The organism is Sinorhizobium chiapasense (genome assembly GCF_036488675.1).
Lineage (GTDB): Bacteria > Pseudomonadota > Alphaproteobacteria > Rhizobiales > Rhizobiaceae > Sinorhizobium > Sinorhizobium chiapasense.
Genome location: NZ_CP133149.1, coordinates 1 through 24,783, shown reverse-complemented (window position 1 = coordinate 24,783; position 24,783 = coordinate 1). Strand labels below are relative to the sequence as shown.

The 24,783-nt window shown below is 59.6% G+C and carries 23 protein-coding genes; 9 read left to right on the top strand and 14 right to left on the bottom strand.

The features are described 5' to 3' along the window. Positions 1-84: 84 nt before the first annotated feature. The 8 genes from RB548_RS20725 to RB548_RS20690 all read right to left on the bottom strand — a co-directional run bounded on the left by RB548_RS20725 (position 85) and on the right by RB548_RS20690 (position 8,709). A complete protein-coding gene (locus RB548_RS20725; protein WP_331375155.1) occupies positions 85-1,110 on the bottom strand; it encodes a sulfate ABC transporter substrate-binding protein in 1,026 nt (341 codons plus the stop codon). Positions 1,111-1,437: 327 nt separating this feature from the next. After that, positions 1,438-2,292 carry a transporter substrate-binding domain-containing protein gene (locus tag RB548_RS20720; protein ID WP_331375154.1) on the bottom strand — a complete coding sequence of 285 codons (855 nt, stop codon included), beginning with the start codon at positions 2,290-2,292 and terminating at the stop codon, positions 1,438-1,440. A gap of 65 nt (positions 2,293-2,357) precedes the next feature. Next, a complete protein-coding gene (locus tag RB548_RS20715; RefSeq protein WP_331375153.1) occupies positions 2,358-3,134 on the bottom strand; it encodes an ABC transporter ATP-binding protein in 777 nt (258 codons plus the stop codon). Positions 3,135-3,136: 2 nt separating this feature from the next. Next, positions 3,137-3,859 (bottom strand): ABC transporter permease, encoded by a 723-nt coding sequence (locus RB548_RS20710; RefSeq protein ID WP_331375152.1) that lies wholly within the window; start codon positions 3,857-3,859, stop codon positions 3,137-3,139. Next, the gene (locus RB548_RS20705; RefSeq protein ID WP_331375151.1) at positions 3,859-4,578 is read right to left on the bottom strand and encodes an ABC transporter permease; all 720 of its coding nucleotides are present in this window, start codon (positions 4,576-4,578) and stop codon (positions 3,859-3,861) included. The genes RB548_RS20710 and RB548_RS20705 overlap by 1 nt, the downstream gene beginning before the upstream one ends. A gap of 112 nt (positions 4,579-4,690) precedes the next feature. Continuing rightward, positions 4,691-5,536 (bottom strand): transporter substrate-binding domain-containing protein, encoded by an 846-nt coding sequence (locus RB548_RS20700; RefSeq protein ID WP_331375150.1) that lies wholly within the window; start codon positions 5,534-5,536, stop codon positions 4,691-4,693. Positions 5,537-5,600: 64 nt separating this feature from the next. Continuing rightward, complete coding sequence (locus RB548_RS20695; protein ID WP_331375149.1) at positions 5,601-7,292, bottom strand: M28 family peptidase; 1,692 nt, start codon at positions 7,290-7,292, stop codon at positions 5,601-5,603. Beyond that, positions 7,285-8,709 carry a M20 family metallopeptidase gene (locus RB548_RS20690; RefSeq protein ID WP_331375148.1) on the bottom strand — a complete coding sequence of 475 codons (1,425 nt, stop codon included), beginning with the start codon at positions 8,707-8,709 and terminating at the stop codon, positions 7,285-7,287. The genes RB548_RS20695 and RB548_RS20690 overlap by 8 nt, the downstream gene beginning before the upstream one ends. 217 nt (positions 8,710-8,926) lie before the next feature. Here RB548_RS20690 and RB548_RS20685 point away from each other — a divergent pair, with 217 nt between their 5' ends. The 3 genes from RB548_RS20685 (at position 8,927) to RB548_RS20675 (ending at position 14,156) form a co-directional block, all read left to right on the top strand. Further along, positions 8,927-9,559 carry a GntR family transcriptional regulator gene (locus tag RB548_RS20685; protein ID WP_331375147.1) on the top strand — a complete coding sequence of 211 codons (633 nt, stop codon included), beginning with the start codon at positions 8,927-8,929 and terminating at the stop codon, positions 9,557-9,559. 370 nt (positions 9,560-9,929) lie between these two features. Continuing rightward, positions 9,930-13,571 (top strand): YobI family P-loop NTPase, encoded by a 3,642-nt coding sequence (locus tag RB548_RS20680; RefSeq protein ID WP_331375146.1) that lies wholly within the window; start codon positions 9,930-9,932, stop codon positions 13,569-13,571. A 60-nt stretch (positions 13,572-13,631) separates the two neighbouring features. After that, positions 13,632-14,156, top strand: a complete 525-nt coding sequence (locus RB548_RS20675; protein WP_331375145.1) for a bacteriophage abortive infection AbiH family protein — start codon at positions 13,632-13,634, stop codon at positions 14,154-14,156. 10 nt (positions 14,157-14,166) lie between these two features. Here RB548_RS20675 and RB548_RS20670 read toward each other — a convergent pair whose 3' ends face one another. The 3 genes from RB548_RS20670 to RB548_RS20660 form a co-directional block, all read right to left on the bottom strand. Beyond that, positions 14,167-15,123, bottom strand: a complete 957-nt coding sequence (locus tag RB548_RS20670) for a hypothetical protein (RefSeq protein ID WP_331375144.1) — start codon at positions 15,121-15,123, stop codon at positions 14,167-14,169. Further along, a complete protein-coding gene (locus RB548_RS20665; protein ID WP_331375143.1) occupies positions 15,120-15,779 on the bottom strand; it encodes a TauD/TfdA family dioxygenase in 660 nt (219 codons plus the stop codon). The genes RB548_RS20670 and RB548_RS20665 overlap by 4 nt, the downstream gene beginning before the upstream one ends. A gap of 124 nt (positions 15,780-15,903) precedes the next feature. After that, positions 15,904-17,076, bottom strand: coding sequence for a hypothetical protein (locus RB548_RS20660; protein ID WP_331375142.1), 1,173 nt, complete (start codon positions 17,074-17,076; stop codon positions 15,904-15,906). A 77-nt stretch (positions 17,077-17,153) separates the two neighbouring features. On the opposite strand from RB548_RS20660, the gene RB548_RS20655 reads away from it, so the two are divergent. The 6 genes from RB548_RS20655 to RB548_RS20630 all read left to right on the top strand — a co-directional run bounded on the left by RB548_RS20655 (position 17,154) and on the right by RB548_RS20630 (position 21,174). Further along, a complete protein-coding gene (locus RB548_RS20655; protein WP_331375141.1) occupies positions 17,154-18,008 on the top strand; it encodes a hypothetical protein in 855 nt (284 codons plus the stop codon). Positions 18,009-18,054: 46 nt separating this feature from the next. Beyond that, positions 18,055-18,759 (top strand): AbiV family abortive infection protein, encoded by a 705-nt coding sequence (locus RB548_RS20650; RefSeq protein ID WP_331375140.1) that lies wholly within the window; start codon positions 18,055-18,057, stop codon positions 18,757-18,759. A 267-nt stretch (positions 18,760-19,026) separates the two neighbouring features. Continuing rightward, a complete protein-coding gene (locus tag RB548_RS20645) occupies positions 19,027-19,284 on the top strand; it encodes a type II toxin-antitoxin system VapB family antitoxin (RefSeq protein WP_331375139.1) in 258 nt (85 codons plus the stop codon). Continuing rightward, entirely contained in the window at positions 19,281-19,682 is a 402-nt protein-coding gene (locus RB548_RS20640) for a type II toxin-antitoxin system VapC family toxin (RefSeq protein ID WP_331375138.1), read from the top strand. Before RB548_RS20645 ends, RB548_RS20640 begins: the two co-directional genes overlap by 4 nt. A 33-nt stretch (positions 19,683-19,715) precedes the next feature. Next, on the top strand, positions 19,716-20,000 hold the full coding sequence (locus tag RB548_RS20635; protein WP_331375137.1) for a DUF7673 family protein: 285 nt from the start codon (positions 19,716-19,718) through the stop codon (positions 19,998-20,000). After that, the gene (locus RB548_RS20630) at positions 19,993-21,174 is read left to right on the top strand and encodes a tyrosine-type recombinase/integrase (protein ID WP_331375136.1); all 1,182 of its coding nucleotides are present in this window, start codon (positions 19,993-19,995) and stop codon (positions 21,172-21,174) included. The genes RB548_RS20635 and RB548_RS20630 overlap by 8 nt, the downstream gene beginning before the upstream one ends. A 50-nt stretch (positions 21,175-21,224) precedes the next feature. Here the strand turns inward: RB548_RS20630 and repC are convergent, their stop codons facing one another. From repC to repA, 3 genes are all read right to left on the bottom strand, one after another. Then, the gene (gene repC / locus RB548_RS20625) at positions 21,225-22,439 is read right to left on the bottom strand and encodes a plasmid replication protein RepC (RefSeq protein ID WP_331375135.1); all 1,215 of its coding nucleotides are present in this window, start codon (positions 22,437-22,439) and stop codon (positions 21,225-21,227) included. Positions 22,440-22,618: 179 nt separating this feature from the next. Then, positions 22,619-23,611: a plasmid partitioning protein RepB gene (gene repB / locus RB548_RS20620; protein ID WP_331375134.1), complete on the bottom strand. Its 993-nt coding sequence runs from the start codon at positions 23,609-23,611 to the stop codon at positions 22,619-22,621. Next, entirely contained in the window at positions 23,608-24,783 is a 1,176-nt protein-coding gene (gene repA, locus RB548_RS20615; RefSeq protein ID WP_225192622.1) for a plasmid partitioning protein RepA, read from the bottom strand. Before repA ends, repB begins: the two co-directional genes overlap by 4 nt.

Sequence of the window (24,783 nt, the reverse complement as noted above, 5' to 3'; positions counted from 1 at the left end):
TCTCGTCCTTTCAATGCCTGCCGCTGGCAGCAATCGCGTCGATGTAGTGAAGCTCATCGCTCGGCTGTCGACCGGCATGAAATCCTATCGGTCCGGTTTGTAGATCTGGTCGAAGATCCCACCATCAGCGAAGAATTTCGCTTGAGCTTCCTTCCAACCGCCGAATTCGTCAATCGTCACCAGCTTGAGATCGGCGAAACGGGCAACATCATCAGAATCGGCAAGTTCTGGCTTGTAGGGCCGGTAGTGATGCTTGGCGACGATCTTCTGCCCAACATCGCTGTAGAGATATTCGAGATAGGCCTCCGCCACCTTGCGCGTGCCCTTGCTGTCGACATTGGCGTCGATGAGCGCCACAGGCGGTTCGGCCTTGATCGACATCGACGGCGTGACGATGTCGAAATTGCCTGGGCCAAGTTCCTCGAGCGCGAGGTAGGCTTCATTCTCCCAAGCGAGCAGCACGTCGCCAAAACCGCGCTGGACGAAGGTGGTCAGCGCTCCCCACGCGCCGGTGTCGAGAACGAGGACATGCTTGAAAAGTCGCCCCACATATTCCCGCGCCTTGGCGTCGTCGCCGTTGTTAGCATCCCGTGCCCAGGCCCACGCCGCTAGGAAGTTCCAGCGGGCGCCGCCCGAGGTCTTCGGGTTCGGCGTGATGACCTGAATGCCGTCCTTCAACAGGTCACCCCAATCCTCGATTCCTTTCGGATTGCCCTTGCGGACCAGAAAGACGATCGTCGACGTGTAAGGGGCACTGTTGTTTTCCAGTCGGCTTCTCCAATCGACCGGTATTTTGCCGGTCGCCACGGCGATCGCATCGATATCGGCCTCGAGCGCCGACGTCACCACATCCGCTTCAAGGCCATCGATCACCAATCGCGCTTGCATGCCGGAACCGCCGTGTGACATATCGATCGTCACTGTCTCGCCGGTCTCCACGTGCCATTTCTCAGCGAAGGCGGCATTGAATGCCTTGTAGAGATTCCGCGTAGAGTCAAAGGACACGTTCAGGATCGTCGTATCGGCGAGAACGAGGCCGATCGAGCCGAGCTGCAGCGCCCCAAGCATAAGCGCTAGCTTCATTACTCCTGCAAGTTTCGTCGCTCCCATCTCGACCTCCATGCTTAGATGAAACTACCCCGCGAACGTTGCGCGGGAAAGCCGAGAAGGGCGCCATGCGGCCCCCGTTCGTAATCAAGAATGCGCGGCGCACCAATTTGTCCGGGCACGGTGTCGCAGGGAAAGCTTGCCCCCAGATAGATATCGGGCTCAAACCGGATCCTTACCAGGAACAAGGCAATGCCATCGTGATAAATCTTGACTGAATTTCTCATATGAGGGGGGATTTGAACCGCAGACATGAGGCGCGGCGCGAAGACGCCGCGCATTCGAAGGAATACGCGGCGTTTCTCAAGTTTCAGGAATGGCGTTGGCGCCTTATCGCGGGGTCAGGTCGAAGCCGAACCACTTTTCCGAGAGGCGCTTGATGGTGCCATCCGTCTTGGCGGCGGCGATCGCACCGTCGAACATGGCCTTGAGCTCGGTGTCGCTCTTGCGTAGCCCGACGGAGCTGCCGGCGCCGAGGAAGCCGCCCTGGAAGCGCGGACCGACGATCGTCATGTCGGCATTCGCCGGCTTTTCGACGGCGGTCTTGAGATATCCCATCGAGGCCATGACGAAATCGACGCGGCCAGCGACGAGATCGAGGTCGTGCTGTTCGGTCGTCTTGTATTCGCGTACGTCGACGACGTCCTTCAGGTATTCGTCGATGAAGCGCGCCGCGATCGAAGCGCTCTGCACGCCGATCGTCTTGCCTTCGATCAGCGGCTTCAGTTCCTCTGCCGCCTTGCGTGCGCCCGCCTCGTTGGAGGCCAGCGAAAAGAGCTCGCCCTTCATCGGCAACGTTTCGAGGTCGCTGCCCTTGAGCGTCGCGAAGGCCTGGCCGGTGCTGCCGTAGGACATCGAGAAGTCGATCACTTCCTTGCGCTTCTCCGTCGCCGACATGCCGGCCATGATGGCGTCGAACTTGCCGGCGTTCAGCGCCGGGATCATGCCGTCGAAGGCCTGCGGGATGAGGGTGCACTCGACCTTCATGTGCTCGCAGAGATATTTGCTGAGCTCGATCTCGTAGCCGTCCAACGTTCCGTCCGGCCTCGTCAGGTTGTAGGGCGGAAAGGCGCCTTCGGTGGCAATGGTGATCTTCGTCCACTTCTTCTCTTCCGCCTGCGCGGTCGCGGCCAGAAGACCGACGGCGGCGACCGCCGCCGCGATGATCGCGGTTGATTTCTTCATTCTGCTGTTCCCCTTTGCTTGGTGGTTGGGTGAGCTTTCGCGGTACGTCCCCGTTGGTGGACGCTTCAGTTGCTGATGAACTGCCGGAAACGTTCGGATTTCGAATTGGTGAAGACTTCGTGCGGCGCGCCCTCCTCCTCGATCGCGCCCTTGTGCAGGAAGACGACGCGGCTCGATACGTCGCGGGCAAAGCCCATCTCGTGGGTGACGACCAGCATTGTCCTGCCTTCCTCGGCGAGCCCGCGCATGACGCGCAGCACCTCGCCGACGAGCTCCGGGTCGAGCGCCGAGGTGGGCTCGTCGAAGAGCATCGCCTTCGGCCGCATCGCGAGCGCGCGGGCAATCGCGGCGCGCTGCTGCTGGCCGCCGGAGAGATGGGCCGGATAGTGATTGCGCTTGTCGGCGATGCCGACCTTGGCAAGCAGCGCCTCGGCCTCCTCGGTTGCCTCTTTTCGCGGCCGCTTCAACACGTGAACGGGCGCCTCGATGACGTTCTCCAGCACCGTCTTGTGGGACCAGAGATTGAAGCTCTGGAACACCATGCCGAGTTCGGAGCGGATGCGGTCGACCTGCTTCTGGTCGGCCGGTCGGCTCTTTCCACCACTGAGAGTCTTGAGGCGGATGGCCTCGCCGGCTACCGCAATCGTGCCGGAGTCCGGGACTTCGAGCATGTTGATGCAGCGCAGCAGTGTCGATTTCCCGGAGCCGGACGAGCCGAGAATGGAGATGACCTCGCCTTCAAGGGCGTCGATCGATATGCCTTTCAGCACCTCGACCGGGCCGAAGCTCTTGTAGAGGTCGCGGACGCTGATGGCGATGGGCGGAGCGGCTTGTGCGGACATGTTCAATGGGTTTCTCCCTTCAGCCTGCCGGTTACGGGCAGTGGCTGGCGCTGATGCGGGCTCAACTGGTATTCGACGAAGGCGATGAGCCGGGTGAGCAGGAAATTGATGGCGAGATAGATCGCGCCGGCGACGACAAAGACCTCGATCACCCTGTAGGTTTCCGAAATGATCCGGGCGGCGACGCCGGTGATCTCCATCAGCGTGATGATCGAGGCGAGTGACGTCGCCTTGACCATCGAGATCATCTCGTTGCCGTAGCCCGGCAGCGCCTGGCGGATGGCGAGCGGCATGACGATGCGGCGGAAGATCATGAAGCGAGGCATGCCGCAGGCGCGCGCCGCCTCGACCTGACCGTGCGGCACCGACAGCAGACCGCCGCGAATGATCTCGCTCGCATAGGCCGCGGTGTTCAGCATCAGCGCCAGCACCGCGCACCAATAGGGTTCGCGCAGCACCGGCCAAAGGATGCTGTGCCGCACGGCGGGAAACTGGCTGAGGCCGTAATAGATCAGGAAGATCTGAACGAGCAGCGGCGTTCCGCGAAAGACGAAGACATAGGCACGGGCGAACCAGTCCAGCACGAGGATGCCCGACAGACGTGCCAGCGCGAGAGCGAGAGCGAGAACCGAGCCAAGCGCGATTGCCATCACGGCAAGCTCCAGGGTCAGCGGCAGCGCCGACAGCAGGCTCACGAGGGTTTCGGAGGCAAAGGCGAAATCCATCAACCCCTCCTGACGCCGCGCGAAAACCGCCGTTCCGAGGCGTTGAGGAGGGCGCCCGAGACGGTGGAGATCGCGAGATAAATCATCGCGGCGATGAAATAGAAATCGAACGGCAGGCTGGTCGATCCGGCGCCGATCTGCGCCTGGCGCAACAGCTCAACCACACCCGTGACCGAGACGAGTGCGGACTCCTTCAACACCACCTGCCAGACATTGCCAAGCCCCGGTAGCGCATGACGCAGCGTCAACGGCGCGGTGATGCGACGGAATTTGAGCACCCGCCCCATGCCGCAGGCCGTCGCCGCCTCGAGCTCGCCCGGATGAACTGCGCGAAACGCGCCACGGAAAACTTCGGTCTGCTGCGCGCCCGAGGTCACGCCGACGGCAAGCGCGCCAGCGACGAAGCCTGGGAAGCTCACAAAGCCTTCCGCCCCGAAGAACTGTCCGACGGCGGTGACGACCGCGCTACCCCCGAAATAAAAGAGATAGATGACGAGCAGGTCCGGAATGCCGCGCAGGATGGTGGTATAGGCGTCGGCAATCACGCGGGGGATCGGGCCGCCGGAAATCTTCGCCCAGGCGCCGAAGGTGCCGATGACGCTGCCGATCGCAAAGCCTGCAAGCGCAATGAGGATCGTCATCCATGCGCCGGCCGCGAGCGCATGACCCCAGCCATCAGGCCCGAAGCTGATGATGTCGAAGAAACCGGGACTGTTCATGGGGAGGGTCTTCCTCTTCCAAATGGCCCGGCAATTACCTGTCTGTTCATGACTGGCTATCCGCTGCGCGTGGCCGGCGGGCATTCAGGAGCGCCCGCCCGCCTCGTCTCTGTTAGAAGGATGGGGTCAGATCGAGTTTGCTCCACTTTTCGGAAAGCGAACGGATGACGCCGTCGGCCGCGGCCGATTTGATCGCGGCATCGAACTTTTTCTTGAGCTCCGTCTCGCCCTTGCGCATGCCCATGGCGACCTCGGTCGCCAGCATCGCTCCCTTGACGAGCGGCCCGGTCATGGCGAGGTCCTCGTTGCCCGGCTTGGCGAGGATCGAGGTTCCGTAGACGCCGCTGTCAAAACCCGCATCGATTCGCCCGGCCTTCAAATCAAGGTCGCGCTCGCCAGAGGTCTTGTAGGTGCGCACCGTGACTGTATCTCCGAAGTAAGCTCGGATCAGTTGCTCCTGGCTGGTGGCCTGCACCACGCCGATCGCCTTGCCGTTCAGGGCTCCGGCGATCGTCTTCATGACCGGATCGGCCTTTTCCTTGTCGTTGAGGTTGAGCCTTTCGCCGGTCATCGGCAGTTCGGGCACGGGACCGTCCTTGGCGATCAGGAATGTCGCGACACCGCTCGCATAGGGGACGGTGAAATCGACGACCTGTTTGCGTTTCTCATTAATCCCGAGCGTCATGATCAGATCGAACTTGCCCGCATTGAGGCTGGGAATAAGGCTCGTCCACTCGCCGGTCATCAGCTCGCATTCCACCTTGGCGCGCGTGCAGAGATCTTTGATGAGGTCGACGTCGAAACCGGTCAGCTCACCCTTGGAGTCAAGCGCGTTCCACGGCGGGAAGGCGCCTTCGATACCGACTCTGACGTGGGTCCAGTCCTTTGCCAGAACGGCCGACGCACTGAACGAAAGACCAGCCACCACTACGGCTGCAATAAATCTGCTTTGTTTCATTTTTCTGTTCCCTTTGGTTTTTGCCGGTCTTTTACTGGCCGGTCGTGGTTGATCGGGCGCTCCGTCAGTCCGCCTCCGCGACGGCTGCCAGCGCAGCGTGTGCTTCGCGCAATGCATAAGCGACCAGGTTTCGACTCTGCCTTGCGGCGACCGCGTAGAACGGCAGGTCGGGCGAGCCTTGCGGCAGCTTCGCGAGCTCGCGCAGACCGTCGAGCGACGGCCAGGCCGGATGCGGCAGAGCGCTGTCGTGGGCGAAGCGGTTGCCGCTCGTGTAGTTGAGCGGCACGAGCATGCGCGAGGCACGCATCAGGGCGCGATTGATCCCCCGCGCCGCATCGCCCTCGGCATGGCTCGCCATCCGGTTTACCGCCTGCGCCGCCGCTTCGAGCGCATCGAGACGCGCAAGCAGGCTCGTCACATCCATCCGCTCGCCCAGCCGCTCTTGAAGGCCGCGCAGTTCTTCGCGCATCGAGGCGGCAACGGCGGCGTAGTCGAGCGGCAGTACGGAGGACGTCAGCAAGCGCCACAGCACGCGAAGCACGATCGTCGTGTCTCGCTGCAGATTGTCGAGGTCGATGTGTTCCGCCGTATCGTGCGGCGTATGCCACCACCAGCCGAGCGCCGTCAGCATCTTGACCGGACCAGGCGGCTGATGGCTGAGACTGCCGAACATCGACGGTATGCCGATGCCCCAGAACGACTGGTCCGCGGCACGGCCGTGACGGCGGCCGGCATGGCGCTGGCCGCTTACGGCCTCGACCGCTTCCGCGGCAACGGATTTCAATTCGTCGATGACCGCCGAATTGGTGAGCAGGCTCGCCCCCTCGCCGCCCGTGGAGTCGACATTCACATGGGCGACGCAGCGCTGATCGAGCTCGTCCCAATATTCGTCCGCATACCAGGCCGACCCGGAGTAACGCCCATGCGAGTGGCCCGACCAGAAGCAGAGCCTCAGACCCCGCTTCCACATGCTGCGTCGCTCTGCGAGTAGCCGTGCCGCCTCGAGCATGGTGGCGTTGGCGCCACCATTGTCCATCACGCCGTAATGCCAGGTATCGTGATGGCCGGAAAACAATACGAACGGCGCGTCGTCGCCCGCCTCCTCTTCCGTGGGCAGTTCGGCGGCGAGGATCGGCGTTTTTCGCCAGCCGGTGTCCACCTCTGCTGAGAGCGAGACGCGCACGTCCTCTCCCACCAGGCATTGTGCGCGCAGGTTTGCTCCGTCGTCCCGCGCGATCGTGCACACGACAGTGGTCGGCAGCATCGCGCGCGTGTACTGCGAGGGACTGCCCCATACCGGCGAGACGCACATGTCGTAGAGATGTTCGTTCGGACTGACGTGAAGCTGGCCAGCGGCACCGTGCGCGCTTGCGAGCGCAGTCACTTCCTCGGTGGCGATCCCGTCGACAAGCACGATCTTGCCCTTGACGTCGGCTTTTGCGAACGCCGCCTCGTCGCCCTCGCCGACATAGACAAGGGGCGCGCTGATGCCGCCGCCCGACGTCGGGGCCGACATGGAATGCGTGATGCAACGAAGGGCGTCGCCGTTTGCCTCGACGCGTGCATGCCCCGGAAGGCTGATATAAGCGTCGTGGGTGAGAAGCTCAGTGCGGTAGCCGTAGGACGTCATCTCACGCTCGAGATAACGGAAGCTCTCCAGTTCCTGCGGCGTTCCCGAAAGCTTGATGCGTCGGCCGAACTCCGCGATATGGGCGGCCAGACGATCGCGATCCGGTTCGAGCGTGAAGCTAACCATCGCGCTTCTCCGGCAGCGGTGGATCGACTTCGTCGGGGATCGGGTTGACGAAGGGCGTGCCATCGAGCCGCGCGGCATGGTCGGCCTTGGCGGAGGCGATGAGGTCGGGGTTGGTGATGAGGTCCAGCGCCGTGCTTGCCATGATCTTTGCCGCGTGCTCCATGCCCTTGTGGGCTGCGGGCAGCTTGCCCTGGGCCACGAGCTGCCAGGAGTGCCCGGGCGTTCCGATCGCGTAGGTCGCGCCGCGCATCTGCACGGTCGGCACCACCCAGCTCACCGTGCCGACATCGGTCGAGCCGACGAGCGTGCCATTGCCGCTTTCCGGTGGGAAGATCATGTCACAAAGCGCCAGACCTTTGCGCAGCTTGAGGCCGAAGCGTTCGAACGAGGCGGCGATGTCCTCGGCGCTGAAGGTCTCCTGGAACTTCGCGGCGATCGCCCGGTCGGCGTCGTCGAAGACGGGCGGGCCCAGCCGCTCGAGATGCGAATGCATCAGCGCTTCCAGCGGCGTGTTGCCGACGAGATTGGCGTCGCCGCTGGCGATTTCGCTGCGCACGGTCGTTCCCGTCATCAGCGCCGCGCCTTCGGCCACGTTCTTGACGCGACCCAGGAGGTCAAGCAGTTCCGGCAGGCTGCGCGCCCGGATCAGATAGCGCACCGTCGCGCGCGCCTGCACGACGTTCGGCGCGTGGCCGCCCGTGTCGGTCACGGCATAGTGGATGCGGGCGGTCGAGGGCATGTGCTCGCGCAGGTAGTTCACGCCGACATTCATCAGCTCCACGGCATCGAGCGCGCTGCGGCCGAGGTGCGGCGAAGCGGAGGCATGCGAGGCGCGGCCGCTGAAGTGGAAGTTGATCTCGTTGCAGGCGAGTGAGATCGGGTTATTGACGCCGGCAAAGGGCGCTGGATGCCAGGAAATGGCGATGTCCACGTCGTCGAAGACCCCGGCGCGTACCATGAAGCCCTTGGAGGAGCCGCCCTCCTCCGCCGGGCAGCCGTAATAACGGATCCGCCCCTTGATGCCGCTGGCTTCGAGATAATCTTTGACGGCGGTCGCCGCCATCATCGAACCGGCACCGAGCAGGTTGTGCCCGCAGCCGTGGCCATTGCCGCCCGGAACCAGCGGCCGCTCACTGGCCAGACCCGCCTGCTGGCTGAGACCGGGAAGCGCATCGAACTCACCGAGAATGGCGATGACCGGGCCGCCCTCGCCCGCCTCGCCCATCAGCGCCGTCGGCATGCCGGCAATGCCGCGTGCGACCCGGAAGCCTTCCGCCTCCAGCATCGCGGCGTGCTCGGCCGACGACCGGTACTCCTCGTAGTTGGTTTCCGGCGTGTCCCACACCCGATCGCTCAGCGAGAAGAACGCTTCACGCTTCCTGTCGACGAGGTCCCAGACGGCGTCCGAATTTTTCATCGTTTACTGACTTCCCAAACAATGATATCCAAAATTGGCGCCAATTTATGATAACATTTTGAAATGCGCAAGTGAGATCAAGCGAATTTTATGACAGAGGGCGTCGGAGAGGTATGAATCGGTTTATCCACACGCCTGCCTTCCATTTTCCACGCCGCCGCATCTTGGAGAGCGACCACGGGCAATGGCAGAATGATCGAGATCTGAAGGAGGCCACATGAACAAGGTGAAACCGCGGGAAGAGAGCGATGCTAAGGCGGTCGACGTCACGGATTTGATTCTGCACGACATCCAGACAGGCGTGCTCGCCGCCGGCGCGTGGCTGAAGCAGATCGACCTTGAGCGGCGTTATCAGTGTACCCGTCCGGAAGTGCGCCGCGCACTCGACCGGCTCGCCCAGCGACGCCTCGTCGAGCACGTACCGAACCGCGGCTACCACGTGTTCGAGCCGGACGGACGGCAGGCGGCCGAGGTCACCGAAATTCGCATCCTGCTGGAGACCGGCGTTGCGGATAAGATCGTGTCAAATGCGTCTGCCGCGGACGTCGAGTCGCTACGCGACCTCGCATCGCGCTTCGACCGGATGATCCTCGAAGGAACGCCGATTGAACTTTACGAGGCCAATCTCGCCTTTCACCATCGCCTGCTTGCGCTCTGCGGCAATCAGGAGCTCGTCAACCTCGTGACGGAAATCCGCCAGCGCACCTCCTCCGCCCCCGTGGCGCAATGGAAAACGCGGGCGCGCATCGAGCAATCGTCCAGGGAGCATCATGAAATGATCGACGCGATTACCGGAGGCAAGACCGAGACCTACAAGGACGTAATCTCACGTCATATACGCCAGGGTTGATCCAATACCGCGACAACGCGACCGTAGTTCCCGACGATACATTATGCGATCATTTTGGCCCAAAGGGTGAACATCGCAGCAACAAGGCTCGCAGGGCTCGCGGAAGCACAATTCTGCACGGCCCGTAAGGGGCGTGTCCACGCTTAAGCCCAGGACAGCGTTGCGCCCCCATCTCGGCCGTTGCGGCTGATACCGTGAGCGCAGGAATGCTGCCAATCATCGAGACTATTACCAATGGCGACTTCCCGCTATGATTGCGGATGGTGGGAATCTAGGATTCCCAAATGCGGATTTCTTGGCGGTTAAAAAGTAGGTTTTTCCGGCTCGTCAGTGATATTTATCGCTTGGATTTTTGATAGTTAGGTTACTCATGGGCGAACGCATTACAACATTAACAAGTTGGCTGGGTGGCTTGTTCACTAGTTTCGGCGCCTTTTTGGAAGGTATTGGTCGCCCAGCCGTCACAAAAGCAAAATTTGTAAATCTCGCCCCGACCGACCAAGCTGACAAGGATGGTGTATATTCCGAAGCTTTGCTCTTCGCCACGACTGACCCGAAGGTAAACAATATAGCGCTGACGGGGCCTTATGGTTCAGGAAAAAGCAGCATCATCCAGTCGTTCCTGAAAAGATACCGAAGACCTGCACTTCATATATCTCTCGCCGCGTTCGTGAAAGAAGCCAGCCCGCCAAGCGACAAAGAAACTAGCGCCCCAAGTCTCAAAGTGAGTCGGCAAGAGATTGAAAGAAGCATACTACAGCAAATGCTGTACGGCGCAGATGCCAACAAACTTCCACTGTCGCGATTTAAGCGAATTCAATCCCCTGACGTCTTGTCGATCTTCAAATCGCTGTACATCATGTTCGGCCTACTTTCGCTCTGGTACGTGTTCACAAAGCGGGAACCGATAATCAGCGGCACCTTTTTCGATCCACTCGCATTCAGCAATTGGCCTAATTTTGGAGTCTTCGCGTTTTCATTGCTTTTTTTGTGGGTTGTGTTGCACAACTTTTATGTCGCCAGCTTTGGGCTGTCACTCAAAAGCATCTCTCTAAAAGACATAGAAATAAGGCCTGCGTCAGACAATCTAGATTCAATACTTAACCGTCATTTGGATGAGATTATCTACTTCTTCCAGTCAACAGACTATGATCTCGTAATCATTGAGGATCTGGATCGCTTCGAAGATGCCGAAATATTTGTGACATTGCGTGAAATAAACAGTTTGGTGAATGAGAATGCGGGAGTCAAACGAACGATTAGATTTCTTTACGCCCTACGCGACGACGTGTTTGTTAATACGGATCGGACTAAGTTCTTTGAATTCATCATTCCCGTCATTCCGATCATCAACGCTTCGAACTCGATCGACATGGTGCTGGAACAGGGAAAGAGGCTTGAACTAGACGGGCGCCTTGATCGGCAGTTCCTACGAGAGGTATCAAGATATCTAAATGACTTGAGGCTCATTCAGAATATCTTCAATGAATATGCCATCTACGTCGCCAACCTGGAAACCGACGACGAAAATACGCTGGACGCCAACAAGCTGCTTGCGATCTTGATCTATAAGAACGTCTACCCCAAAGATTTCGAACAGCTCCACCGGGGCGAGGGAAATCTCGCTGATATTCTGGGCCGCCACGATGAACTTGTTACACACGGAGAGGCCGCTTGTAAGGCCGAGATAGCGGAACTCGAACAAAAGATCGACATTGCCGAACGGCAGACACCTTCTGACCTGAAAGAATTGCGTCGAATCTACGCAATGGCGCTTATCGAGCGGCTGCCCGCGGACGTCACTGGCGTCAGCCTTGGCGGGCAATCTTGGATCACACTTCCGGAGCTTGTTGGGCAAGACGGGTTTGAGCAGTTATTCTCAACTCCGCATATCAGCTACCGCAACATCTATAATCACCGACAGCGGATCGATATCTCCACCTTGCAGAACGAGGTCGATAGCCAGAAGACCTACTTGCAGCGCATGGTAGAGATCGAAAACAAAACTGAGGCCAACAAGAGCGAGAGCTTGCGACAAATTCGTGAGCTTAGAGCGAAGATCGCGACTCTTCGAACAACCAAATTCAATGAACTTGTGCGTTCAGGCGCCGAGCGTGTAACCGATCTTTTCGACGGCTTCGGCGAAAAGGGAGAGCTGGCTCGCTTCTTGATTCTAGAAGGTCATCTTGACGATACGTATTATCAATATACATCGCTGTTTCATTCTGGTCGGCTCTCACCCAATGACAACAAGTTTCTGAGACAGGTACGGGCGTTCTATACTCCCGATCCCGGCTTTCAGATTGACAACCCGAATGAGGTCATCGCAGCGATGCGCGAAGCGGACTTCGGGCAAAGCTATGTCCTTAACGTCAAATTAGTTGACTGCCTTCTGAGCGAGGCGACCCGCTACAGCGAGCAGACTCGTAAGCTCTTAGAGTTCATCGCATCTCATTTTGAAGTCTGCGGAGATTTCTTCGAGGCCTATTACGCAACGGGGCGCGCTGTCCCCGAATTGCTTTCGCGCCTCGCTGACGGATGGAAGCAGTTCGTTACGACGGCAATCGCCAGCAAGCGCAATCTCTCCCATATCACACAGTTGGTAACCAACCTGCCGGAAAGGGCGCTAGAAACCCTAGCACGCGGTGGCGACGAGTTGCCTGATTTCGTCGCGGCGAGACTTCCTGAAATTCTGGCACTTGCATCTGACTTGGCACCCGAACGCCTCGAGTGCATTGGCTTCGAGGTTCGAGACCTCCCGGCAATCGGGAGATCCCACGGCATCGTGAGCTTCATGGTAAGACGAGGCCTTTTCGAACTCTCGGTTGCCAATCTGGAACATGTCTTTTCCGAAGTTCTGGGCGAGACCAATCTCGTAGCGTTTCGCGAGCGTAATTACACTACGCTGCGTTCGCTCACAGATCGTGCCTTGATCACGAGGGTTGAACGCGACCTTGATCTCTATCTTAGCGACGTGCTCCTCGAGCTTCATGACAATGCTGAGGAAGATGCCGCAGCCATAACCGATCTCCTCGGCCGGGCGGAACTTGACGACGACAATCTTCGTGAGTTTCTCGGTCGACAGACGGCTCTCCTGCCAACGCTGGAGGGTGTTCCGGAGAAATTGCACGCCATGGTGTTTGGGCTGCGACGTATCGTGCCGACATGGCAGAACTGTATCTCGTTCATGGCAGGCAGTGGCTTCGCGGCGGAAATCCTGGTGGCCTATCTTGATCGGAAAGATGTGCGCGCGGCAATTCTGAACCACCGTCTGCCTAACGATCCGGAGACGCTGCTGCTACGCCAATTCCTTGTTAACGCGAATGCATTGAGCGATGACGGCTACCGGGAATATGTCCGAGCGTTGCCCAATACGTTCAAGAATTTTCCCAAGAGCCTCGATTCTTCGAAGCTCACTACTCTCATAAAAGAGCGGAAGATCACCTTTTCAAAGGAGAACCTTGACAGCCTGGACGTCAGTACAGACTTGCCGGTCCTTTTCGTGGCAGAAAACATCGAAGCTTATCTCGCCGATCCCGACATGTTCGGTCTCGACGACGTCTTCCGAGAAGGGCTCCTTCAAGCCGACATAACAGATGACGATAAGCGCGCGATAATCGACCTAATCGATCTGAATACGCTGACGGAACTGCCAAAACGAGCGGCACTCATCGGCCCGATTCTTGACCGCACCAACGCTCGTATATCCGGCCTTGACGCGGCTAGAGCGCGATCACTGATACTGAATTCAAGGCCCGTTGGGACGCAGATTTCGCTGTTCAACAAGTTTCACTCGACTATGACGGTCGACGAAGTGCGCGAAGTGCTTGCGGCGCTTGCAGAGCCTTTTTCTGAGATCACGACAGGATATCACACTCCAAGATTGCCAACATCAGATGAAAATCGTGCGTTGGTCCAATGGCTTGAGACGCGCGGAATCATCTCGTCGTGGAGCGAGGGAGGTGGTTGGTTCCTAGGTGATGAGATACGCGTAAATCTCAAAAGGCGATGACAAAATGGTAGCTATACAGTCTTCTAATAGACGGCAGGTTTCAATGAGATGCCATAAGATTTGTCGTCTTGGAATTCCTACCGGCGGTCAGCGATTTTCCTGAACTTCAACTACACGTCGTCGCTGCAGCAGCTCTATGGCGTTCCGGACAGCCAGGTGCTGCACATTCATGGGTCAGCGGCGAACCCGACCGAAACGTTGATCCTTGGTCATGGCTGGGAGCCGGAGGCGAATCTCGATCCCTACCGGATCTACGCCGATCCCGAGGATGCGGACATGCGCGTGGTCGAAGGTCAGGGTCTGATCGACGATTACTTCAAGGAGACGTTCAAGCCGACCGAGGCGGTGATCGAAACCAACGCCCCGTTTTTCGCCAGGCTTTCCGGCGTGACTGAGATCTTCGTCATGGGGCACTCCGTCTCAAGCGTCGATCATCCCTATTTTTACGAGGTGATGAGGAATGTGACATCTTTGGCGCGGTGGAAGGTCAGCTACCACGGCAACGTGGCCGGGGTACTGAGCGGAATGACCGCGCTCGGGATACCGTCCGAACAAACCGAATTCGCGACGCTGAGGGAGTTTTGAGCGCGGCTCGTCAACGTTCGTTATTGTCGTCCTCGTACCCGGACCAATCATCGGCCGGCGCATAAAATTCGGCGGGATCGTAGAGCTGGGTTTTCTTGTAGCGGTCGCTCACCCCGGCGACAGCCAGGCGCGACAGACCGGATATCTTCAGGCGGCAAGCGGTGCATTCGAACTGGTTCGGCAGATATTCCTGCGTCTCGGTGATCTCGTCTTCACTGAATTTCCTGGTCGGATCCGAGATCGGGTCGCCGTGCACCAGCGCCTGTGACGTGCAGGCAGGACAGGAGACACGATGCCCCGCATGCCGGGTAGCCAAGAGCGCAGCCTGCCCGGCGAGCTTCTCACGCTCGTCTGCATCGAGAGCGTCCCAGAGTGCCTTGTGCTTTTCGATGTCGCCTTGCACGGCCTTCGCGCTCTCGTCGGCAGCGGCATCGATGAGCTTGCGAGCAACCTTGGCTTCGTTCTCGCCAAGGAAGTCCGCGAGCGTCATCCCCATTGATGCGAGAAGCACGTCGCAGCTTTCATAGAAACGCGGTTGCCAACTCGATCCCTTGACCCCGTCGAATGCGGGTTCACCTGAGTGAAGCTCGGCATTGCGCTTGCCTGTGTGGCGCACGCCGAATTTCACATGTTCGTCGACGAAATCGTCGATGATTTCCTCGAGGCGCTTGAAGACCTCGCCAATAGCGATCGAGCGAGGAGTGAACTTCTTTTCCTTGGGCGTAAAACCGAGGGAGAAACAGAGGCTGGACCAGGATGCCTTGTCTGTTTCGGCGAGCAGCACAGGGCTGATATTGGCGAGAGCCGCACGCGCCAGGAATTCGAGGGCGAGGCTCGACCAGAGTGCATAGTCCCAATTGTCCTTGTCGAGATCGCTCATCTGCTGGATGTAGCGCTCGGCCTTGGCGTAGAGCGCCTCCGGATCATAGGCCGCTGGCGTCGCGGCCGGCTCTATCGTTTTCTTCAATTCAACCCCCTCAAATATACCCTTTGAATGGCTCGGTCTTCCCGCCCCGCAAGGACGGGCGAACGAGCGTGAAGCATGCGCCAGTTGTCGATGATGAGTGTGTCGTCGGGCTGCGTTAGCGCAACCGAGATCGGTTGGCAGTCAGAAAGCCATTCGCGCACCAGGTCGTTGGCCTTTCCCCCGACCGGGCTGGCGGGTTGTAAAAACAGCTCGTCCCACCGCAGCAGGTGACGGCCGTCGGCGGTGTTTTCGAGAAGCCTCAACAGGGCATAGGCCCCATCGCGCGGGCGCCGCGGTTTGAAGATCGCGCGGGCCAGTAAGCTGCGCGAAAGCGCCTCGACCAGGGAATTCCCGTCCACCAGCGACGTCGGAACATCGGCATAGCCGGTAACACACCTCAGAACGAGGTAGCGCGGCGGGATACGCCAATGAGCGAGATCGGTATGAAAGGGAAATGCGCCGAGGCCAAAGTTGCCGCTGTAGGTGTTTGGATCCCCTTGCGCACGCGGCGACAGCGTCTGGACCAGGCCGCCTTCCCAAGGCGTCAGCGTTTCGCCGAGCTCCTCGGCCACGTCGACGACGTCCGCGCCGGGTCGGTAGCTATTCAACAGTACGAAACCGGCCGCCGCCAGTTGGCTTTTAAGTTCAAGCAGCATCGGGGACCTGGTCGTTTAAGAAGTTCCGAGCATTGATGAAAGATATCATTCAACTTGGCGACGGATCGCAAGGACAAAGAGCGCATTTACGAGAACAAATGGCCAAATGCCGGTGAAGCCGGATTCACTGCGAAGGACCATTTTGGGGCGCTGGCCGGGTTACGCGGGTATGTCCCGCCAGTGGATCCAGAGGCGGCTGCAGCACGGTTTGCAGCGCGGCTTCGGCGCTTCTCTGCGGGTCGGTGAAGGTCATGCGATCGGCGAGCCAGGCGCCCAGTGCTGACGGCTCGTCCGCCGACGGCTGCGGCCGGTCATAGACGAGCGGCAGAAAGGCGGTCAGGGCGATGCGATAGAGCGGAGCGGCATATTCGAATATGCCCCTTTGGGGGATTTCCAGGACAAGGCTGTCCCGCTCGACTGGGTTGCCGTGCAGGAAGTCGTTACGACTGTCGTTGAGCTTCTGGTATAGCCAGGACGCCAGCGTGCGTTTGACGAGTTTCTTGGCAGGGCCCGTGTCGTGGGCGAGATCCCGACTGGCCCGAATGAGCCAAGGCGCCTGCTCGATCAGGTCAAACACCTTGTCCCTGTTGGAGATACCATTTCCTCCGGGATGGACCAGGATCTCGAAGGCACTGACCCAGAGCGACAGGATCCGCCCGACGTCGTAGAAAGTGGCCTCGGTTCCCGCCGGCAGCAGCGAAGCCTGATAGGCCATGTTGAGCGAGCGCATCAGCGCGATATCTTTCCATTCCGGTTCTGCCGCCTCATAGCGTCGTCGCCAGCAAATCAGGAGGGCATCGAGGAGCGGCTGATCAACCGCGCTTGGGTTGAGGTTTGTACGAAACACCGAGGGCGAAGACTGGCCCTTGAAGCTCGAGACGAGATGCGTGCCGAGAAGCGCCGGCGTACTGCCGATAATGTCCTCAAAATTCCGGTCGAGCATCCAAGGGTAAATGGCGAATGCCTCGCCAAATAGCACCCGCATCCCACGGGGATGCGAGAGCTGATGCGCGCGGGCGTGGCTGATCGCAGCAATCGCGACGGCATCGCGGAAACTTGCGATCGCCGAGACATGGCGAAAGCTCTCTGGTGCAGACGCGTGCAGGAGCAGCACGCAGGGTTCGAACTTCTCGCCGAAATTGTCGGTGAACCGCCTGAGGAATGCGCGAAAGTTCGGATGTGCCCGCTTTAGCGCCGTAACACGCTCATCATGGGCCGGGGCGAGCACCGCCAGATTACAGCCGATCGCTGCATCCAGCGGTATATTCGGCAGGACGTAAATAGGCGCCCAAGTCATATTGCTATTCCTGAACAAGGTAGGCGGATTCGGACAAGGTTCTACAGTAGTTTGCTGGGAACGATCTGGGAGTAAAGATGAACGATACCGAGCGCGAAGCGATCATCCTCAACTCGGCGTGGGAAATGATCGACGGCATGGTGAATTGGGCGATGTTCGTGAAGACCGACAGGGTCGAGACGAGCAACCTCCTCTTTGAGACGCGCCAGCATGCTCGTCTGTTCGCGATCCTGCTGGCTGACTTCCTTTCGGAAATCAAAGCGTTCAAGGGCGATCCGGTACCGCTGGGGCTAAGGAACGCACCGAGCGGAGCGCGGCCGTCGGACCTGACATTCCTGTTTCACCTGCGGCAGGTCTGTGCGGCGCCAAAACTCGGCAAGGAGCCGGGCGAACTTTCCAGCGCGATCGAGGCTTTTGCCTCCTGGCTGGAGGGATCGTTCATCACCGAAGGCGTCAACCTGCACTCGATCAATCTGGCCGCCGACCTGCGCGTTGCCCGGTTTCGATACCTCAAGATCTGCGGCGATATTGCCAAGCATAATCTCGCCCGGCTCGCCACGAACGTCCGACATATCCGGAAAATACTAGAGGAGGCCGGCCATCCGATCAGCGAACAAGATGGTTATCTTGCCGTCGAGACCTTCTGTGAATGGTTCCACGAGAACATCTTCATGTACCATTCAAGCCAGATAGCGGAATATTTGAACAACATTCGGTGGGCCATTTACCGGTATCTCCAACCTGAGTTCGTACGGTCATGGCATCGGACCAATATCCCGGGCGCGGATTTTCCGGCCTACAGCTATCGCGTGCCATCCGAGATCACCGAGCCGGTCGCGGTCGCGATGTATTGGGAAGCGATGAACCGATCGCGAAAGCCGCCTTACGTCCAGCAATTCCGCCTTCATGATCATGCCAAGGAAATCTACTGATGCGTCACCCAAGCGTGGGTGGTGCAAGAAAGCGCGGGAGTATTCGATGACTGATGGTGACGGAAGGGCCGAAACTTCGATCGACACCCTGCTCGCGGGTGCGAAAGTGACGTTCACCAATGCGGAACAATTGTACCTCGAAGCGAAGGTGCTTGCAGGGGTTGGCGCCAAAGCACGCGCGCTTTGTCTCCATCAAATTTCCCTGGAGGAATGCGCGAAGGTCGAGAAGTTGGGCGCTTGGGCCGTCAGCTTGGTACTCGGCCACGACGTCGATAAGAAGAAGGCGCTGACCGCCCTTGGGCATCACGCGGCCAAGAACAAACAGAACGCCTATATGCTCGAGCCTTCGCAGGACGAGAAAGACGCGCGCAAGCGGGGTGACATGAAAGCGGCGCTCGAGGCGTTTCAGAAGACCCAGGTCGAGTTTCATGCCAAATCGAACGGGGCAAAGAACGCCTCGCTATATGTGGATTGGCAGGATGGGGCCTTCGTCGCTCCGGCCGACCGCATAACCGAAGAGATGCTTCAGGAGACCGCGGCGAGGAACGAAACATTCCTTGGCTATGCTCAGAACGGCGTGAACTCGCTGATACGATTGGCCGCGAATCCGGACACCTTGAAGGAGCTCTTGGCGGAATTCGTCGAGCAGGCGGAAAACCTTCGTGCATCCAAGCAGGCGAACCCCTTCGAAGCAATGGAGGAATTGACGTCGCGGTTCATGGAGGCTGGAAAGGCAAGACTGAAGCCTTAAGGCAGAGGATGCCATGATGCATGGTTGCGACGTTGCGACGTGGCGGCACGTGACGTTCTTCAACGTTTTTTAACCATATGAATGAACGTCTTAAATTTCGCAAGCCGAAGTCAATTGACCTCACGCTTCCGTCATTCGGACGTCGATTTCTACGGCGTCTCACTATCGATACTTGAATAGTATCGATAGTGAGCCATCTGAAGCGTTTTTCTTGCCATCTCAGGCCAAAATCGCTATCTTCGATGGGATTTCAATCGAGGAAACGCAATGTCCGAACCGCAGCTCTCCGTCCGCAGCACCAAGGCCAGGGATCTGGCGCACGCGCTGGCGCGCCGCACAGGTCAGCCGATCAACAGGCTCGTCGAGCTGGCGCTCGAGCACTATGATCTGGAACTGCGCCAGCAGTCTGCTCGGCCGCCGATCGATGTCCTGTCGGATTTGATGGCCGAAGGCCGGCGCGCAGTGCCGGCCGGCACGACATCCGCGCATGACGATTTCTACGACGAACACGGTTTGCCGCGATGATCGCTGTCGATACGTCGGCCATTCTGGCGATGGCGCTGGCAGAGCCGGAGGCCGAACGCTTCACCGCGTTGGTCGGTCGGGAGGCGGTCGCGATCGGCTGGCCGACCTTGCTCGAGGCGCGAATGGTGCTGACCGGCAAGGGATTTCCCAACTCTTCGGACATTGTCGATCAGCTTGTCCAGCTACCCAACGTCACGGCGATTGCTTTCGACGAGGCGCATTACCGGGAAGCGGAACGAGCGTTCGACCGCTTCGGTAAAGGTCGCCATCCGGCCACGCTCAATATGGGCGACTGTTTTTCCTATGCTGTTGCGAGGATCGCCAAGGCGCCGCTGTTGTTCAAGGGAAACGATTTCGGCCAGACGGACCTGAAAATTCACCCGGCATCATCCGGCTGAAGGACGATTGCCCACCAAGCCCGACAGGATCCCATGGAAGACCGCGTCAGATTTGCTCTCGAAAAACTGCTGAACATTGCCCAAGAGGACACCGGCCAAGGTCGCCGGGTCGTCAACTTCCTGCTCGCCTGGTGGAACGCCGACGTCCACGGCGGCTTCGACATCGCCGATCTGTTCGCCGTCGACATCGAGGTCTCTGAGGACATGGCGACGATCTTCACGTATCTCGCGCGCGCAGAGGGCGCCGTCTATCCGTCCGACTATCGCGGCGAGATCGAGAGCATCATCCAATGCTGGCGGCCGCAAACCGATGGCTAACCCCGACAAGAGCGCGAAGGTGACGTCCGTTCGCGACGATCAGCTGAGGCGCGCCGAAGAGCTCGACGCCCTCGACGCCATCCTGCCGTTCGACCGGCGCGACCAGCTTGCCGCGCTTCTGACCGACGACGACGTCGCCACCTTAAAGCATCTCGCGGGCGAAGGCATGGGCGAGAACACGCTTCGGGCGCTTGCCTCGGACCTCGGCTATCTCGAAGCCTGGTGTCGGCTAGCGACCTGGTCCCCCCTCCCCTGGCCGGCGCCGGAAGCGCTGCTCTTAAAATTCGTCGCCCATCACCTGTGGGATCCGGTCAAGCGCACTGAGGATCCCGGCCACGGCATGCCCGCGGATGTGGAGGCTGGATTGCGCCTCGAGGGGCTGCTCAAGGCCAATGGCCCGCACGCGCCCGGCACGGTGCGCCGGCGGCTGACCTCGTGGTCGATCCTTACCCGCTGGCGGGGGCTCACCGGCGCTTTCGGCGCGCCATCGCTGAAAAGTGCGCTGAGACTGGCGGTGAAGGCAAGCAGCCGACCACGACAGCGCAAGAGCAAAAAGGCCGTGACCGTCGACGTGCTCGCTAAGCTGCTGGCCGCGTGCGCCGGCGAACGCCTGGTCGATCAGCGCGATCGCGCGCTGCTTCTGACCGCCTTTGCCTCCGGCGGCCGTCGCCGTTCGGAGGTGGCGGCGCTGCGTGTCGAAGACCTGATCGACGAAGAACCGGTGCGCGCCGATCCGAATGACAAGAACTCCCCTCCCCTGCCCTGCCTGTCGATCCGACTCGGCCGCACGAAGACGACAACGAGCGATGACGATGAACATGTAATCCTAATCGGCCGGCCGGTCGTGGCGCTGAAACGTTGGCTCGAGGAAGCCAAGATCACCGACGGCCCGGTGTTCCGCCGCATCGATCAGTGGGGCAATGTCGATCGGCGGGCGCTGACGCCGCAGTCGGTCAATCTGATCCTGAAAAACCGCTGCCAACAGGCTGGTCTCGACCCGGCGCTGTTTTCGGCGCACGGGCTGAGATCCGGCTATCTCACCGAGGCGGCGAACCGCGGCATTCCCCTGCCCGAGGCGATGAAGCAGTCACTGCACAAGTCGGTGACGCAGGCGGCGGGCTACTACAATAACGCCGAACGCAAGCAAGGACGAGCGGCACGGCTGATCATCTGAGACGCGCAGCTGTGTTGGCTCATTGTGCCTTGAGCGGCATCGTGCGTCCGTCATGACGCCTTACGCCCGGCCGACGCATTCGCCCGCATCAACGCCATTAGCATAGGCCCGAGCGAAAACTCGCCGCGCGCCGCCTTTCGCGTGAGATCACGCAGGTAGCCCCCGGCGTTTTTTATGTGCCCGGCCCTTTCGAGGATGCAGGCGACAGCAACCGCGGCATTAGCCTGTCCCATGACCTCGCAGGCGTCCTGATAGGCCGACGGGCTAACCCCCAGCATCGATCGAACGACGACCGCCGCCGACATCAGGTCGCGCCAGCTTCCAACCGCGCCCCCCGGCCCATAATCGTTGATCTCTGGGCAGGCCTTCAGCACCATGCCTAACGGAAATGCCTTTATCGGCTCGCTCGTCGGCCGGCTGGTCTGGCTCGCCTCCGCCCCCTGCTCGTTTCCAGAGCTAGGTTCAAGTTCATAGCTGGATTCGGTATTTGAATTCTGTATGTGGCGTTCGTTTTGAACAGCATTGCTGCTCATATTCTGGGAATTTTCCTGAGTTTCCAGCCGGTTGATGATTTCCTCGCGGAGCATCTCCATTTCCTCGAGGATTTGCTGTAGATCCGCGATCGTCGGCGTGCGGGGGATGCGCCCGGTCAGGCCGAGGAATATCTCCTCGATGCGTCCCCAGTCGCCGGCAGCCCCCTCCTCCATCGCCGCGCTGATCAGCTTGCGGACGTCGCGCCGGCAGATTGACAACGCTTCCTTGGTGATGCGGAAGCGCTTGCGCTCTGCGGCAACCTGTTGTGCGGCGTGCGCCAGTTCCTCGGCGCGAGCCAGTAGCGGCGCCAGGCTGAAGCCGAACGCCTCCTCGATCGCACCGGTCTCGTTCTTGCGGGCGTAACGTTTGCCGTTGGCGCTGTCCTTGCGCTGGATCAGGCCAGCGTCGACGAGCGCGGCGAGATGCCGGCGCAGCGTCGCGCCGGCGATGCCGTGCGCGCGTACTGAGAGCTGGTCGTTCGACGGAAAGACGACGAGGCCTCGCTCCTCGCAAAGCTCGTTGTCCGGGTAGAACGTCAACAGCGCATCGAGGACCGCCAGAGCGCGGTCCTGGATGCCGAGAACAGCCCTCGCCTCGCAAGCGTCACGGAACACCTTCCATTTGTCGGCTGCCTTACCGGGTCTGATTTCGGCCGTCCGCATTTGCCCTCTGATTTGGGCAAGCGAAACCGGCCGCCGCCCAAAGGGCGTCGTCACATTTCCAACCTGCATTTCCTTCACCTTTCAAGAGGCAAAAGAAGTCCGCTCACCAAAAACGGTGCCAAAGACTCTTGACGGGGATTCGTGGAAATGCGATTCTCAGATCGCTACATCAGAGGAAGGCTTCCACGACGGCAACGTTTGGGGGCCTTTTTCTTTTGCGGTTATCCTCCTAGTTCCAAGTCTGTGAACTACTGTTTCTTTCGCTGCACGAACTGATCGTGCAGCGTCTCAATCTGCGCCGCTACGAAGTCGACGAACCCAGCCGGTACGGATTTGTTGAAAGCGAGTTTGGAGCCGGATTTGGCGTGGCTCACCTGCCCCAAAACAAGGCCGTGGGCTACGAGCTGTGTGGCGTCTACGGTCGCTGGGGTGGGGTCTTGCTCCGCGCCGAGCACGTCAAAAACGGCGTTAAATCGGGCGGCGCGTCCTCCGCTTAGAGTTTCGGCTCGGCCAAGCGCTTCCTGGGCCGCCTGAAGCGGGGCCGCATGTGCCGCCCATCGGGCCTCCAAGTCTAGCCAGCGCCGGCGGCCGATCTCTGGGGCCGGGCCAATCTCCAGGACAATCTCTCGCGGCAACGCGTTGGCGAGCCGGATCATTTCCGAAATATGCGATTTGCCAGTGCTCAGTGATTTGCAGATCACGTCGCGACCGAAACCGGCCTCCTCTTGCGAATGCGCGAAAAGGCAACGCTCTATGAAGGAGAGATCATTGCGGTTGCTATTCTCCTCGCCTTGAAGAACGACCGCATCCTCATCACTGAGATCCCGCGCAATCGCCTTGAACTTGACGCCCAAGAGTTTGGCGGCTGCGAGGCGACGGCGACCGAAAACGATCTGAAACGGTTTCGCGGCGCCTTGCACTGAGCGCACAAGCCCGGGTGTACTCTGCCCGTGCTCTCCCATCGACTGCATGAGTTCGGAGAGGTTCGCCGCATCGTATGCCGACGCGAAGCGATCCGGAATTGCAGAATCCAGTACATCGTCTGGGTCGATCTCGATGATCTGACCGCCATCCTTCAGCAGCCGCTCAGCGAATTCGCTGCGCTCCTGGATCTGCCTGACCCCAGCCGCCACTTTCAGAAGATGTGGGGACGTCGTTCTCTGCCCCCCTCCCCTCTCGGGCGAGCTCTCGAGCTGACCCAGGACGTTAGCAAACAGGCCCTTCGAGTCCTTGCGGCTCATTCTCTCCCCCATGCCTTCCAGAATAGGCTTTCCAGTTCGGCGTTGGCCGCATTGATGGACTCGATGGCGCGGTCATAGGTCTTGGGAGCGGAGAAGCGCGCCCGCTGCACTTCGTACAGACTTTGCTTCCAGGTTAGGGCGTCTGCGACCGCAGTTGACTTAATGACAGAGTTCAACAGCAGGTCTTCACCAAACACCTGCCGCATGAGGGCTGACATATTCGCCTGGGGATGGTCGTTGGGTTCGAATTTCGTGATGAGGAACTTTGCGAAATCCCATTGAGCCGATGTGCCTACCTCATCGAGGATCTGCATATATGATGCAGCGAGCTCGAGGAATTTGGCGGTCGAGTCCACGTCAAGCATGTGCGCCGGAACAGGGATGACGACGCCTGTCGCGGCAGTGAGGGATGACAGCGTCAAGAAGTTCAAAGATGGCGCCGAATCCATCAGAATGAAATCGTAGTCGTCCGCCACCTGTTCGAGGGCCTGGGAAACGCGAAGCAGGAAGCCTGTCCCTCCGGCCCGTCGCATCTCCAGCGCGACGGCCGTTTCAAATTCGGTGAGTTCGAGGCCGGCGCAGATCACGTCGAAGCCGGCGATATGCGTTTGGTGAACGATCGACTTTGTTGGAACCGGATCCTCGAAACGAATCGCCGAATAGAGGGTATCCCCGCCTCTGTAGTCGAAGTTCGGGAGGTTGCCATGCAGAGCTGTCAGGGACGCCTGCGGGTCAAGATCAACGGCGAGAACGCGGTAACCGCGTAAAGCCAGGTAATGTCCAAGATGGATGGTGGTGGACGTCTTGCTGGATCCGCCCTTGAAATTGGTGACTGCGATAATCTGGCACTGTTCGTTGCCTGAACGGCGCGGATTCATCCACTTCTTGCGGCCGTTGGCGGCGAGCGCCATCCGCAGTTCGAGGACCTGCTCTAGGGTATAGAGCCGGCGACCGTTGGAGATTTCGGGGGAAGGGCCCTGCTCCTTTGCGGCAACCTGCCGGATGTAGGCTTCGGTGACATCTAAAAGCTGAGCGACTTCGGTAGATGTGAACTTGCGCATAGTGCGCCGCGCATCCGGCGGGAACTGCGCCATGCTCAAATTGTTCAACGCCAGCTCGAGCTTGCTGGAGAAATTCTCCATGAAGGAAAGGCTGCTGAGGTGTCGCGTCAT

Excerpts from the sequence above, each read along its gene's own strand:
- RB548_RS20725 (WP_331375155.1), bottom strand. The coding sequence starts at position 1,110 with ATGGGAGCGACGAAACTTGCAGGAGTAATGAAGCTAGCGCTTATGCTT.
- repC (WP_331375135.1), bottom strand. The coding sequence starts at position 22,439 with ATGCAGGTTGGAAATGTGACGACGCCCTTTGGGCGGCGGCCGGTTTCG.
- RB548_RS20630 (WP_331375136.1), top strand. The coding sequence starts at position 19,993 with ATGGCTAACCCCGACAAGAGCGCGAAGGTGACGTCCGTTCGCGACGAT.
- RB548_RS20715 (WP_331375153.1), bottom strand. The coding sequence starts at position 3,134 with ATGTCCGCACAAGCCGCTCCGCCCATCGCCATCAGCGTCCGCGACCTC.
- RB548_RS20645 (WP_331375139.1), top strand. The coding sequence starts at position 19,027 with ATGTCCGAACCGCAGCTCTCCGTCCGCAGCACCAAGGCCAGGGATCTG.
- RB548_RS20685 (WP_331375147.1), top strand. The coding sequence starts at position 8,927 with ATGAACAAGGTGAAACCGCGGGAAGAGAGCGATGCTAAGGCGGTCGAC.
- RB548_RS20700 (WP_331375150.1), bottom strand. The coding sequence starts at position 5,536 with ATGAAACAAAGCAGATTTATTGCAGCCGTAGTGGTGGCTGGTCTTTCG.
- RB548_RS20710 (WP_331375152.1), bottom strand. The coding sequence starts at position 3,859 with ATGGATTTCGCCTTTGCCTCCGAAACCCTCGTGAGCCTGCTGTCGGCG.
- RB548_RS20705 (WP_331375151.1), bottom strand. The coding sequence starts at position 4,578 with ATGAACAGTCCCGGTTTCTTCGACATCATCAGCTTCGGGCCTGATGGC.
- repB (WP_331375134.1), bottom strand. The coding sequence starts at position 23,611 with ATGAGCCGCAAGGACTCGAAGGGCCTGTTTGCTAACGTCCTGGGTCAG.
- repA (WP_225192622.1), bottom strand. The coding sequence starts at position 24,783 with ATGACGCGACACCTCAGCAGCCTTTCCTTCATGGAGAATTTCTCCAGC.
- RB548_RS20665 (WP_331375143.1), bottom strand. The coding sequence starts at position 15,779 with ATGCTGCTTGAACTTAAAAGCCAACTGGCGGCGGCCGGTTTCGTACTG.
- RB548_RS20720 (WP_331375154.1), bottom strand. The coding sequence starts at position 2,292 with ATGAAGAAATCAACCGCGATCATCGCGGCGGCGGTCGCCGCCGTCGGT.
- RB548_RS20635 (WP_331375137.1), top strand. The coding sequence starts at position 19,716 with ATGGAAGACCGCGTCAGATTTGCTCTCGAAAAACTGCTGAACATTGCC.
- RB548_RS20650 (WP_331375140.1), top strand. The coding sequence starts at position 18,055 with ATGACTGATGGTGACGGAAGGGCCGAAACTTCGATCGACACCCTGCTC.
- RB548_RS20640 (WP_331375138.1), top strand. The coding sequence starts at position 19,281 with ATGATCGCTGTCGATACGTCGGCCATTCTGGCGATGGCGCTGGCAGAG.
- RB548_RS20690 (WP_331375148.1), bottom strand. The coding sequence starts at position 8,709 with ATGAAAAATTCGGACGCCGTCTGGGACCTCGTCGACAGGAAGCGTGAA.
- RB548_RS20680 (WP_331375146.1), top strand. The coding sequence starts at position 9,930 with ATGGGCGAACGCATTACAACATTAACAAGTTGGCTGGGTGGCTTGTTC.
- RB548_RS20695 (WP_331375149.1), bottom strand. The coding sequence starts at position 7,292 with ATGGTTAGCTTCACGCTCGAACCGGATCGCGATCGTCTGGCCGCCCAT.
- RB548_RS20655 (WP_331375141.1), top strand. The coding sequence starts at position 17,154 with ATGAACGATACCGAGCGCGAAGCGATCATCCTCAACTCGGCGTGGGAA.
- RB548_RS20660 (WP_331375142.1), bottom strand. The coding sequence starts at position 17,076 with ATGACTTGGGCGCCTATTTACGTCCTGCCGAATATACCGCTGGATGCA.